Here is a 13,650-nt window from a genome sequence, read left to right on the forward strand (position 1 = left end):
TATAGGAGCATTTATAGCTGATATTGATTACGGCCAGACGATTTGGCGTTGTATAGTTGCTGATCTGCTGCTGCTATCAATGCAGTAGCACCATGCCGCAGGTTTACAGCCGCGCCAATGCTGACTGTAACATGGCCAAAATCTGATTGGAGATGGGGTATATCCAAGGCTGATATGGTCGTTAATATTTTCTCTGCCACGACGTTTGCGCCGCTGCTGTCAGTATCAGGTAATATTACGCCAAACTCCTCGCCACCATAACGCGCAACAATATCAGCAGGCCTGTTGCAGCAACTTTTAGCCGCCTGCGCTACACGTCGTAACGTATCGTCACCAGCCAAATGGCCATAGTGATCGTTATAGCGCTTAAAATAGTCTATATCCAATAAAAGCAAACTAAGGGCGCTATCTTTGCGTTTCGCTAATGCGATTTGTGAATCAAGGTATTGATCAAAGTACCGCCGGTTCCACGTGCCGGTCAAACCATCTACAAAAGCCAGAGAGCGCAGAAGGTCGGATTGCCGTTTCAGGGTTAAATGCGCATTAACCCTGTGTCGTAACGTATTAGGGGTAAAAGGTTTTTGAATAAAATCTATACCGCCGGCAGACCAGCATGCATCTTCCTCTGCCTGACCTTGGGCACCGGTAACAAAAATAACCGGAATATCTCTGATATCTGGATCAGCTTTCATAAGCTGGCAGATCTCTAATCCGCTGATATTTGGCATCATTACGTCTAACAGCACCAGATCCGGCATACTTTTTTTACATACGCTTAATGCTTGCTCAGCGTCTGTAGCCATGAGCACCCGATAGCTCTCTCCCAGTATTTGATAGATTATTTGAATATTAATAGGTTGATCGTCGACAACTAATACCGTGCCGGTATTTAAACTGTCGGGATGCAATGGAAAGTGACCGTTAGACAAAAGACGCCTCGTCAAATTGCTGCTGTAACTGTTTTAGTATGCCTAAGGCCGCCGGAAAAGCCAATTTTTCAATAAGTTGTTTAAGTTGCTCTGTCAATCCTGGGTCTATAGCGTGCAGTTGAGGCTGGAGCGAACTAAATAAGCCTGGCGCTGCCATGTTTGAGTTTTTCAGGTACTTAGCCAGTGTTAGCAGTTGCGGCTTTAACTCTGCTGTTACAGTGTTGGCCTGTATAGCCGGCGGTGCTGTTGTCGTTTCGCCGACAGCCGTATTCAGCTGGGTTATCAGTGCTGCCGCTTGTTTAAGCTCAGACAATAGTGCAGCAGAAACCGCGTAGAGGGTTATAGTATCTTGATGGCACTTTGTTTCCTGCTCTGCTAATTGCTCTGCCAGTTTATTCATGCCACATGTTGCTGCGGCGCTTTTCAGGCTGTGGAACAAAAGCTTTGCTTCTGCCTTATCAAGGGGCGCTGCCGATAATTGTTGTAACGCACTGGTAAAATCCTCTGAGAATTGCTTAATCACTTTGCCGTATAAACCGATATTGCCAAGGCGTTGCAGCGCACTGGCGAGGTCGAGTTGATGCTCTTTTGCCAATGTTTGCAATGCTGTGGGTAAGGCGGTTTTTTGCCCGGCTGCTTTTCTCACCAGTGAGTTACTACCGGCGTAATGCAACACTTTTTCTACAACTTCGTTTAAGTTAAATGGTTTGGCGATATGATCATTCATACCCGCGGCGATAGATGCTGCCTTATCTGCCGCCATTGCGTTGGCGGTCATGGCAATGATCGGCAGTGTGCTATAGCCACTTAACCGCCGGATACGGCGTGTGGTCTCGTAGCCGTCCATTTTGGGCATCTGAATGTCCATTAAAATAGCATCAGGTTTAAAGTCAGAATTTAGTAGTGACAGTGCTTTCTCACCACTTTCAGCACAGACCATTTTTGCCCCTTGCTGTTGCAACAGCTCGGTGGCAACTAACTGATTGGTTGGGTTGTCTTCAACTAACAACAGTGTCAAGCCTGAAAGAGGAAATTGTAATAACGGGTTTGTTGGTATATCAGTTGCAGCTTCAGGTGCTAGTAAGCCGGATACGGTTTTGTACAGCACTTCAGGGGTAACCGGTTTAATTAGAATGGCATCGAGTAATTGCTGGGTTTTGTCACTGTTTTTGTCCAAAAGCTCCCGGCCATAAGCAGTAATCATAATGACTAAGGGGGTTTTACTGAGCTGAGTTATACTGCGGATGCGCTCTGCCAGCACCAGACCATCTTGATCTGGTAAGCGCCAATCGGCAAAAACGATATCGTAAGCAGTGTCGCCGGCAGTATACAGCAACTGCATGGCTTGTGCCGCTGAAGCTGCAATGTCTGCTTTCCAGCCGAAACGGTTTACGATGTCATGCATGATAATTTGTGCGGTTTCATTGTCTTCAACAATAAGCACTTTCAGATTTGCAGGTAGTAATGCCTCAGGCGCAGGCTGCACAGTTTGCTCAACACAAATAGTAAAGGTGAATGTACTGCCAGCATGAAGATTACTGGTAGCACTAATATCACCCTGCATCAGGTTTACCAGATGTTTGCATATTGCCAGACCCAGGCCAGTACCGCCATAACGGCGGCTAATTGAGGTATCAGCCTGATGAAAGCTGCCAAACAGATTTTTTTGCTGTTCATCAGTCATGCCAATACCGGTATCCCGCACACTAAATTGCAATATCAGTTGTTTCGGTAATTGCTGTTTTACGTTTATGGCTATTTCAACTTCGCCCTGTTCAGTGAACTTTATTGCATTGCCAGCCAGGTTTAACAGCACCTGCTGCAATCGCAGGCTATCACCCAATATGTATTGCGGCACCTCGGGTGCAATTCTGTATAAAATTTCTACATTTTTATGCTGCACATTGGAGGACAATAAAATGCCGACATCATGCATTAATGACGGTAAATCAAAGGGGTGAATATCTAATTCTAACTTGCCTGCTTCAACTTTAGAAAAATCCAGAATGTCATTCAGCAACGCGAGCAAAGACTGGGCAGCCCTGCGGGTTTTGCTGATGTATTCTTGCTGACGCTTATCCAGTGGGGTATTGGCTACTAACTGCAACAAGCCAAGAATAGCATTCATTGGTGTACGTATTTCATGGCTCATGTTGGCCAGGAAATCTGATTTTGCCTGACTGGCTTCAATAGCCAGTTCTTTGGCTGCCGCTAATTCGTTTTCCCGGTTGAGTTGCTCTGTCAAATCATAGGCTATACCAAGAAAGCCCACGATATTACCTGCGTCATTCAGTAAACAACTTACATTCAGTTTTACCTGAACATGGTTGCCGGCCTTGTTTACATAGGTCCAACGATTAATGTCAGAGCCGCCCATAGCCTTTGTTTTGGCAATAAATGTGTCAAAGCCCACGGCTACAGGCATACCTAACTCAGTACTTAAAGCCTGGGCTCGTTCAGTAATCTCCTCAGGTAAGTGAAATAACGCCGGGCTGGTTTTATTGACAACTTCGGCTGCTTTATAACCGAGTAACTTTTCTGCGGCCGGGTTAAATACGGTAATTAAACCTTCGATGTCTGTGGCAATAATCGCATAGCCAGCACCTGACAGAATGCTGCGCTGCAAAGCGCTCACTTTAGTGATTTGCTCAGTGCGCAACAAAACCTGCTGTTCCAGTTCGGCATTGGCAACTATCAGCGCGTGTTCGGCTGTTTGGGCTAATTCAAGCTTGTGCGCTGCCAGTTGCGAACGACGACGGTAAATTAACTGCCCACTGAAAACAAACAGGGCCAACAGTAGGCTGACTAACCAAATTTCGAGTAAAACTTGTTCTTTGGCCGGAAGCGCTAACGCCTGAATAAAGTTAGCCGTAGGGTAAAGGTCAAGCTGCCATGTCCGGCCGAACAAATTAAGCAACTGTTGTTGGTGGTATTGCTCTATCGCAGTGGCGTTTTGCCCGCGTTGAAAAAAGTGTAATTCTGGCTGTTCGGTAATATCGGTAATACTGAAGATCACATCGTCAGATAACCCCGTTATAGTTGTTAGCACTTCGTCAATCAAAATGACGGCATAGCTCCAGCCAAACAACTGTTTTGACCTTTCTGACGCATCATTTAATGCCAGAGCAGATTGATAAACCGGTAATAAAATTAAAAATCCTTGCTGGCTTTTTTGCTGTGCCTGCACCAACGTGATGGGCCCTGTTAAGCGCACTTCATTAGTCTTAGCGGCATCCTCTGCTGCGTTACGGCGCATACTCTCTGAACCAATATCCAGCCCCACGGCTTCTCTATTGCTCTGTTCGGGCTCTATATACTGTATAACAAACATGCTGTCGTCGTGTGGGGTTAACTGGCGAATATCAAATGTTGCGTCAGGCCTTTCCGCACGGGCGCGCTGCACGAAGTTATCGCGTTGGTCTGGTGTTATGTAGCGTATAAAGCCAAAACCTCTTGCTCCCGGGAACTCCAGCGAGTAATCACGGGTTTGGGTGTAGGTTTGCATTAATTGGAAATTAAAATCTTCTGGTTTGTTTGACATTACGGCGCCACGGGTGCCACGTAAACCGTATTGATACAAGGTGACTTTTTCTGTTACACCGGTATTTATCTGAGTTAGCTTTTCGCTTAACAGCTGTACTATTTTTTGCTTGTTTTCATGCTCTTGTAACACCGCATAATGTGCAGCAAAAAAGTAACCGACAATAAGCATTAATAGCGGCAACCATAGTGACAAAACAATATGTTTGCTAAGTTGCAGAGTATTTTTCACTGTGTTAGGCATTATCCGGGGAGGTCCTTGTTTTACTCAGGTATGGTTGCAACAGCGTTTCTGCGGCGGCAAAGTTCAGTATTGCAACCTGATGAATGAATTTCGCTCCGTCATCCGGCCCCATTAATTCACATAACGGCAACTGCAGTTGCTGAGTCAGAGCCAGCGCATCCATATTTTGTGTGGATAAATAACCTTGCAATTGAAGAATCTGCCCGGTGTCAGCAATCATGTTATTACCGCTCTCACTGGCGGAGTAGTTTAACGTAAACTCTTTTAATTCGGCGACAGTCTGGTGATATAACCTAATAAATTTTTCCGGTTTAACGGCGTTAGAATTCTCTGCTACGCAAGCTGATTCAAGCTCCTTAGCCTGTTGTGCCATAGCATCTGCACCTAAAGTAGCAAAACTACCCCTGATTTGGTGCAGCAATGTTTTAGCAGCAGCAAAATCTTGCTGTTGCAAAGCAGAGATTAACAGTGAAGTGTTGTTGTCAGTTTTAGCAATAAGTTGCTGCAGGCTTTGCAGCAGGGCGGGGCGGTTTTTGCTGGATAACAACAGCAGGCTGACTAAACGAGATTGATTGATTAGAGACACCAGAGCACCAGCTTGCTTCTATATTTACACTATTTAAGCATTGTTCATGTTTTTTTCCATAAATATCCCCATTTTATACAGCTTTTTGCTGAATATTTACTATATCAATAGTGGGACGGAAAACATTGGATGTGAGCTGAGTATGATTGCTGAGTCAAAGCAAAGAGTTCTTATAGTAGATGATCAGGTTGTTAATATTTCATTATTAACTGAGATTTTGCATGGGGTTGCTGATATTTATTTCTCTCAAAACGGCACCGAGGCACTTGAGCTGGCTGCAGAAATATTACCTGATCTTATTCTGTTAGATATTGAGATGCCTGCCATGAATGGCTTTGCTGTATGCCAGCAGCTAAAAGCCAACTCAATTACCTGTGATATTCCAGTGATTTTTATTTCTGCACATACCGAAGCGGAGTTTGAGTTTCACTCGTTGACATTTGGAGCGGTAGATTACATAGCCCGGCCTTTCAACCGGGATATATGTCGATTGCGAGTGCAAAATCACCTGTTACTGCAGCAGCAAAAAAATGCAATAAGCATCAGTAATGCAGCCTTGTATGAAGAAAAACAGCGTCTTTTAGTTACGTTAGAATCCATTGGCGATGCCGTAATTGCGACTGATATCAATGGCAGTATTACGTTTATGAATCCGATAGCTGAATCGATGACCGGGTGGCGTTTAGCAGAAGCAGTGGGTAAACACATCGACATTGTAATGCGATTGAGGGATGCCGGAGATCATAAGCCCAGCAGTAACCCGTTGCTTATTGCCTTAAAAGATCAACGCAGGGTTGCGATGGCACTTAATTGTGAATTGGTGTCTCGTGATGGGAGCACCTCGGTAGCGGTAGAAGATTCTGCTGCACCAATTTTTGATCACAGCAGCAAAGTAATTGGTGGAATCATTGTATTTCATGATGTTAGTGAAGCAAGGGCTTTGGCGCTGAAAATGAGCTATCTGGCTAACCATGACCAACTTACCGGGTTGCCTAACCGGGTGCTATTGCATGACCGTATTCATCAGGCATGCCATATTGCTGGTATAGCCGGCTACAAAGTGGCGCTGCTCATTATAGATATTGATTCGTTTAAATTTATTAATGATTCGCTAGGTCACAAAGCTGGCGATGAGCTCATTCGGTTGCTGGCTGCACGGATAGATTCTATTTTAGACCCGGAGCAAACGCTGGCCAGAGTTGGCGGCGATGAGTTTGTTGTGATTTACCCTGACATCGTACACCTTGAGCTGTTAAGCATTTTTGCTAAACGCCTTACTCAATTAATGGAAAAACCTTTTACCTTACAAGATAAAAACTATTCATTATCCATTAGCGTTGGTATCAGCTTGTTTCCTACTGATGCAGTTTCAGAAGAAGATCTAATGCGTCATGCCGATGTCGCTTTACATAAAGCGAAACAGGAAGGGCGCAACAGGTTTTGCTTCTTTTCTGATGAGCTGGGCGAGCGTATGTTATTGCGCCATCAACAAGAGCAGGCGCTGGGTGATGCTATTAAGAACCATTGTATTGAGGTACTGTTTCAGCCGAAAGTGTTATTGCTAAGCGGCGAGGTTATTGGCGCTGAAGCACTTGTGCGGATCAGGGCGGCAGATGGCAGCCTGATTAGCCCGGCCAATTTTATTCCTTTAGCTGAAGAAACAGGTTTAATAGTGCCGTTGGGTGAGCAAGTGCTAATAAAGGCCTGTTATCAAACGGCCAAATGGCTCGCTCAGGGCATACGTATAGTTGTGTCGGTCAATGTTGCTGCTGCTCAGTTTTCTGACCCGGCATTTTTACCGCTTGTCAGACAAACTCTGGCTCAGTCCCGGCTGCCACCGGAGCTGCTGGAGTTGGAATTAACAGAAACAGCATTGATTGGTGATCCGCTGCTTACAGCTGAAATATTGGAAAAGTGCAGGAAATTAGGCATAAAAGTAGCGATAGATGACTTTGGTACAGGCTATTCCAGTTTGGGGTATTTAAAGAAATTTAAAGTGGATGTTCTGAAAATAGATATGTCGTTTGTCAAAGATATGCTGATAGATAAAAGTGATGAGCAGATAGTTAAAACCATTATTTCGTTGGGGCAGTCGATGAACATTATGTTGGTGGCCGAAGGCATAGAAACAGAAGCACACCGTGACAAATTATTGCAGTTAGGCTGTGAGTGTGGGCAGGGTTATTATTTCAGTAAACCCCTGCCCACAGACGATTTCATGCAATATCTGGAGAATTCAGGTACTACAAGTAAGACATAAAAAGCTTAAGCAATGTAGCAATAACGGTGAGGCAGCCTAACCCCAACAGATAAAGTAATATAAACCATACTGTTTTGGGCAATGGCTTGTCACCATGCAGTGAAAATTTAACCATTAGTATCCCTCCTCGTAGTCTTCCACCTTGCCGCGAAAGATATGATAACCCCATAAGGTATATGCCAGGATCAGCGGTAAAAAAATCAGTATGCCCGGCAACATAAAGCTCAGGCTGGAGTCAGGGGCGGCTGCAGCATAAAAGCTGATTTGGTGCGGCAGTAAATAAGGGAATAATCCGGCAACCAAACCGGCAAACGCCAGCAAAAACAAACTTGCCGCCAGCCAGAACGGACGGCTTTCATGGCGGATGCTGATTTCTGCTTCAGCAGCAAACTGCCGCTGTACCCGGCCTAAATCACGGTATAGCAGCCTGGCCGCCAGTATTGCCATCAGTGGCAGTAACATTAATATCAGGCTGTGGGCGCCGCCAAACCAACGCTCGCGGATCTCCGGTTGCTGGTACAGCGTAAATAAACTGACCAGTAGCATCGCCAGCATGACAAATAACAGCAGACGCTGGCCATAGCGCGCTGCTTTTTGCTGAATATCACCGCGGCTCTTCATCGTCAGGTAGGTGCAGCCCAGTAAGGCATAGCCGGCCATAACGGCTAAGCCGGTAAACAGGCTAAACGGTGTCAGCCATTGCAGGCTGGATGACGCGACGCTGTCTGCGTCGACGCCTTGCACCAATACACCCAGCATCAGGCCCTGACAAAATGCTGCCAGGCTGGAACCTATGGCAAAAGCGCGGTTCCACCACACTTTAGAGGTATGAGATTTAAAGCGGTATTCAAACGCCACGCCGCGAAAAATCAGGCCAATTAACATCAGCATAATCGGCAGATACAATAACGAGGCAATACTGGCATAAGCCAGCGGAAAGGCGCCAAACAGGATCACACCGCCAAACACCAGCCAGGTTTCGTTGCCATCCCATACATGCGAAATAGAACGCATTAAATGATCGTGTTCGGCATCGGTGTTAAACCACGGATACAAAATGCCAATACCCAAATCAAAGCCATCCAGCAGCACGTACATTAAAATGGCAAAACCCAGCAGCAGGAAGTAAAACAACGGTAAACCCATTTGCAGTTCCATTAGTGTTGCTCCTGTTCCGGTTTTATTTGTTTTGCCAGCGCTACGGCGTAGCCTGACGCTTTTACACCAATCAACTGCTGTGACAGCTTTTCCAGTGGCGGCGGCCCTTTGCGGATAAGCTTGCGCATAAAGTACAGGTAAACGCCAAACAGCAGGCTGTATGTCAGGACAAACAAGGTTAGTGAAAACAGCACCCGTTCGGCCGGCAGGGGCGACACCACATCAATGGTGCGCACCAGGCCATATACCAGCCAGGGTTGGCGGCCTACTTCTACTACATACCAGCCAGCCAGCACGGCGAGAATGCCACTGGGGGCCAGATAACTACAGGCGGTTAAAAACCAGCGGCTTTGGTATAAGCTGCCGCGCCAACGTAAAAAAGCACCGGTAAATGCGACTAAAATCATCAGCACGCCAATACCGACCATTATGCGGAACGAGAAAAACACCACCGCAACGTTTGGCCGTTCGTCTGCCGGTACAGCTTTTAAGCCCATCAGCTCACCGTCGGGATCGTGGGTTAAAATCAGGCTGGCCAGTTTGGGAATACCAATTTCAAAATGGTTTTTTTCAGCCACTCTGTCAGGAATAGCGAATAACAATAGCGGTGCACCGGCTTCACGTTCGGCCCAAATACCTTCCATTGCGGCCAGTTTTACCGGCTGATGCTCTTTTACATTCAGGCCGTGCAAGTCGCCTACATAAGCCTGTAGCGGCGTTAAAATCAGCGCCAGCCACAGCGTCATTGACAGGCCTTTGCGAGCCATGTTTTTATGCTCGCTGTGCCGCAGTTGCCATGCGCTGGTGGCTAGCACCACAAAGGTGCCGGTAATAAAGGCGGCCAGCAACATATGTGCTAAGCGGTAAGGCATTGATGGGTTAAAGACCACCTGCCACCAGCTTTGTACCTGAAATACGCCATCAACAATAATGTGGCCTGCCGGTGTGTGCATCCACGAATTGGCTGCAATGATCCAGAAAGCAGAAATCCAGGTACCTACCGCTACCACTACGGTAGCCATAAAATGCAGTTTAGGCCCGACACGTTGCCAGCCAAACAGCATAATGCCCAAAAAGCCTGCTTCAAGGAAAAACGCGGTCAGTACCTCGTAAGCCATTAGTGGCCCCAATACTGCACCGGTAATGCGGGAAAACTCAGAAAAGTTAGTGCCAAACTCATACGACAGCACTATGCCCGACACCACACCCATACCAAAGGTAATGGCAAAAGGTTTGATCCAGAATTTAGCCAGTTGCAAATATACCGGGTTGCCGGTTTTCAGCCATAAGCCTTCCCAGATAGCAATCAGTGTTGCCAGGCCGATGGTAATAGACGGAAAAATAATATGAAAGCTAACGGTAAAAGCAAACTGCAGACGGGATAGCAGTGCAGCATCCAGTTCCATATTAATGTCTCCGTAGCTGCAAATAGCGGTATAAAGCAGGCGCTAAGGCTACTGCCACCATCAGGCTTAGGGCCAGAACTTCAGTGATTAATAAACTACTATTCATAACTTACTCTCTTAATGCGAAATCTGTTCAGTTTGTATATAGCGAGAATTGCAAGATGCTTACCACTTTGTAAGTATACTTATTAGTTTATGATTTATATCAATTTTTATATTTTCCTTGTTTGATGTGTAAACAAGGTTTACGATTTGCGCTCTGAGTTAATGTAAACGAGGTTTACAGTGCCACTGTACTTAGTATTTGAAATAAGCATGCTGCTAACCAGTTGCTGCGCGGTGCTACTGGCTGGCTGGTTGCTGTGGCAGGGCCAGCGCCAAACGGGTATGCCGGCCTTGGCCGGTTTTGCCGCTATGATGGCACTGTGGTGCGCAGGCCATATCGCAATTTTGCATCAGTTGCCGCAGTTGGGAATTGTTTTGGTACTGGCAAACCCGCTGATGCCGATGTGTTTTTTGCACTTTGCACTGCAGTTTGTTGCAGCTGGCCGGCCATTATCGTCACGGTTGCAGACCTTGCAACGGCAGATACCGTTACTATATGGTTTCACTTTTGTGCTAATAGCGCTGAGTTGGCAGTTTAATGGTGGCAAAATCATTGCTACTACCGGTTTTAGTGCTTTTTTTGCTTTTCAGGGGGTGGGTTGGTTAAACCTGGTGTACACAGTATTGCTGGGTATTGCTGCCCATGGCGTGTTGTTATTCGGCTGGCGCCATCATTCCGGCAACCGCAGGCGTTCGATCGGCGCCATGTTTATTGCCGGTGGCTGGGGCTTGCTGCTGGCTACCAGTTTTATTTTCCCGTCTCTTGGCCTGAACTGGTATCCGTATCCGATGCTGTTGTTACCCAGCTATCTGTTATTGCTGGTATATGGGGTAGTGCGGTATCAGGTACTGGCGATTAATGCCTTTGCCAATAAAGCGCTGCTGTGGTTTTGCATGCTGTTGGTGGTGTTGGCGCTGATGGCGCTGGTTAGTGCCATGCTGGGGCAGTTTGGTATGCAGGCGTTGTCGGCGGTTCCGGCATTACAGCTTTGGTTGTATTCAGCTTTACTGCTGTTACTGTCTGCAGCCTGTTACCAGCCGGTAGCCGCGCTGGCCAGGCGATTGATATACCCGGGCGTTACCTTAAATGAAGCTTTACTTGAGCGCTGGCGTTTGCAGTTGCAGCAAACCGAAAGCTGGACTGAACTGGCTGCCCTTGGCAGCAAGTTGTTGTCACAACAGTTACGTATGCGGGTTGCCGTGCATTTGCCACAAACTCAGGCAGAGGCGGCACAGCTGCAAATTCACTGCCAGCGCGGGGCCGAAGGCTGGCATTATGAGCTTAAAGGCTGGGATGATGTTACGCCGGGTTACCGGCTGCAGGGCGAGGTGTTTGCAGCTTTATTGCTAAGCAGCTGCCGTATTCTGGAGCAGTCATTAAAACTGGCTGAGGCCGAGCGTAAAAGGCTGGATCAGCAGCATCTGGTTGAGCTTGGCGCATTGTCGGCCGCGATGGCGCATGAGCTGAGAAACCCACTGAATATTATTGCCATGGCAGCAGCCAGCACGGCAGATGAAACCCGTCAGCATATTCAGCAACAGTTAAAGCGCGCCGACCGGCTGATTGCCGATTTACTGAGTTATTCCGGCCAGTTGCAGTTGCAATTAACCACAGTGCCACTTAATGCTCTGCTGCAAAGCTTAGTGCAGCAACACAACTGGCAAGGGGTAAGCTGCCAGTTGGAGGTGGATGAACAACTGCTTATCACCGCTGACGTATACCGTTTGCAGCAGGTAATCGTAAACCTGCTGGATAATGCGCTGGCATTTTGCCGTAACCAGAGCGGCGCCATTATTAAACTGCAGGCGCAGCAACAGGGCACGCAGTTGCTGCTGTATGTACACAATAATGGCCCGGCTATTGCCAGCGAGCAGCATAGCAGCCTGTTTCAACCTTTTGTTAGCAAACGTGCCGGTGGCAGTGGCCTGGGGCTGGCGATAGTGCGGCGTATTATGCAGGCTCACGGTGGTGAGATTAACCACCGCACCGATCTGGGCTGGCCGGTCAGCTTTGAATTACGCTTTAATTTAAATACAGAAGACAGCAAAAATGAATAAAGGCCGTATTTTACTGATTGACGATGAACCGGCATTTCGCCAACTGGCACAAAGCTGGTTGCAAAACAGCGGTTATCAGGTGGTGACGGCGGCAGATTTAACCGTTGCCCGCCAGCACCTACAGCAATTTGATGCTGACTTAATTTTGCTGGATTTATCATTACCGCCCGAATTTAACCCGCAACATACACTACAAGCCTTGCCCGAGCTTATTTCAAGGCCGGTTATTATTTTAACCGGCCATGCCGAGCGGCAACTGGCACTGGATGCTATAGCGCTGGGTGCCTGGGATTTTATTGCCAAACCTGTCGATCCGGATTTACTGGCCGTGGTAATAAAGCGTGCGCTGGGTAAGCATCAGCTGGAGCAAGAGCTTAGCCAGCTAAAACAGCAACGTCAGGCCAACACTGCTGTGCAGCGCTTAATTGGCGTATCACCGGCCATGGAGGCTATGCGCACACTGATCCAGCGTATTGCCCCCACTGATGTGCGGGTACTGGTGACCGGGCCATCCGGTACCGGTAAAGAGGTAGTATCACGCGCACTGCATGAGCTGAGCCGGCGTGCAGAGCAGGCCTTTGTGTCTGTGCATTGCGGCGCTATTCCGGCCGACTTGCTGGAAAGCGAGCTGTTTGGTTATGTTAAAGGTGCCTTTACCGGTGCCGATAAAGACCGGCCTGGCCTGCTGAAACTGGCCGATGGTGGCACCTTATTTCTGGATGAAATTGGCGAGATGCCGTTGCCAATGCAGGTTAAGCTATTGCGGGTATTGCAGGAAGGCACCTTTTTTCCGGTTGGCGGCCGTGAGCAACAGAAAATTGATTTGCGGCTTATTTCTGCCACCAATGCTAATTTGCCACAACTGGTACAAAAAGGGCTGTTTCGCGAAGATTTATATTACCGCATTAAAGGTATTACGCTGGAAACGGTAGCGCTTAGCAGCCGTAGCCAGGACATACCGCTGTTGCTGCAGTTCTTTCTTGAACAGTTATCCCAGCAGCAAGGCCAACGCTTAAAGCTGGATAATACTGCATTAAGCTGGTTTTTACAGCGCGACTGGCCGGGTAATATCCGTGAGCTGAAAAACACGCTGGAAAGCGTAGCTGCGGTGGCTCAGGGTGGAGTTATCAGTATGGCCGATATCAGCTTGCTGCATCCTGAAGCCGGAACAGCAGGCACTACACAAGCGGTAACAGAAGAGGGTATACAATTATTAGACCAGGCCGTGCAGCAATTAGAAATACGCATGATTAAACAAGCACTTGAGCAATCTAACGGTAACAAGAGCCAGGCAGCGCGCCAACTGGGGTTATCCCGGCAGGGGTTACTAAAGAAAATTGACCGCTACCAACTGGCAGATTAAG

General features: G+C 47.4%; 8 protein-coding genes. 3 read left to right on the forward strand and 5 right to left on the reverse strand.

Annotated elements, in window-relative coordinates; genetic code table 11:
- Nucleotides 1-11 precede the first annotated feature (11 nt).
- The 3 genes from MJX74_RS18520 to MJX74_RS18530 are packed head-to-tail and all read right to left on the reverse strand — an operon-like array spanning nucleotide 12 to nucleotide 5,299.
- Nucleotides 12-929 carry a GGDEF domain-containing response regulator gene (locus MJX74_RS18520; RefSeq protein WP_240224495.1) on the reverse strand — a complete coding sequence of 306 codons (918 nt, stop codon included), beginning with the start codon at nucleotides 927-929 and terminating at the stop codon, nucleotides 12-14.
- Nucleotides 922-4,713, reverse strand: coding sequence for a CHASE domain-containing protein (locus MJX74_RS18525; protein ID WP_240224496.1), 3,792 nt, complete (start codon nucleotides 4,711-4,713; stop codon nucleotides 922-924). Before MJX74_RS18525 ends, MJX74_RS18520 begins: the two co-directional genes overlap by 8 nt.
- Complete coding sequence (locus MJX74_RS18530; RefSeq protein WP_240224497.1) at nucleotides 4,706-5,299, reverse strand: Hpt domain-containing protein; 594 nt, start codon at nucleotides 5,297-5,299, stop codon at nucleotides 4,706-4,708. The genes MJX74_RS18525 and MJX74_RS18530 overlap by 8 nt, the downstream gene beginning before the upstream one ends.
- Nucleotides 5,300-5,441: 142 nt before the next feature.
- Here MJX74_RS18530 and MJX74_RS18535 point away from each other — a divergent pair, with 142 nt between their 5' ends.
- Complete coding sequence (locus MJX74_RS18535) at nucleotides 5,442-7,559, forward strand: putative bifunctional diguanylate cyclase/phosphodiesterase (RefSeq protein ID WP_240224498.1); 2,118 nt, start codon at nucleotides 5,442-5,444, stop codon at nucleotides 7,557-7,559.
- Between the two features lie 114 nt (nucleotides 7,560-7,673).
- Here the strand turns inward: MJX74_RS18535 and cydB are convergent, their stop codons facing one another.
- Together cydB and MJX74_RS18545 are read right to left on the reverse strand one after the other, a co-directional pair.
- Entirely contained in the window at nucleotides 7,674-8,717 is a 1,044-nt protein-coding gene (cydB, locus tag MJX74_RS18540; RefSeq protein ID WP_240224499.1) for a cytochrome d ubiquinol oxidase subunit II, read from the reverse strand.
- Nucleotides 8,717-10,123, reverse strand: a complete 1,407-nt coding sequence (locus tag MJX74_RS18545) for a cytochrome ubiquinol oxidase subunit I (protein ID WP_240224500.1) — start codon at nucleotides 10,121-10,123, stop codon at nucleotides 8,717-8,719. Before MJX74_RS18545 ends, cydB begins: the two co-directional genes overlap by 1 nt.
- Nucleotides 10,124-10,408: 285 nt before the next feature.
- On the opposite strand from MJX74_RS18545, the gene MJX74_RS18550 reads away from it, so the two are divergent.
- Nucleotides 10,409-12,286, forward strand: a complete 1,878-nt coding sequence (locus tag MJX74_RS18550; RefSeq protein ID WP_240224501.1) for an ATP-binding protein — start codon at nucleotides 10,409-10,411, stop codon at nucleotides 12,284-12,286.
- Entirely contained in the window at nucleotides 12,279-13,649 is a 1,371-nt protein-coding gene (locus tag MJX74_RS18555; RefSeq protein ID WP_240224502.1) for a sigma-54-dependent transcriptional regulator, read from the forward strand. The genes MJX74_RS18550 and MJX74_RS18555 overlap by 8 nt, the downstream gene beginning before the upstream one ends.
- Nucleotide 13,650: the final 1 nt, after the last annotated feature.

Source organism: Rheinheimera hassiensis (assembly GCF_022436675.1).
Taxonomy (GTDB): domain Bacteria; phylum Pseudomonadota; class Gammaproteobacteria; order Enterobacterales; family Alteromonadaceae; genus Alishewanella; species Alishewanella hassiensis.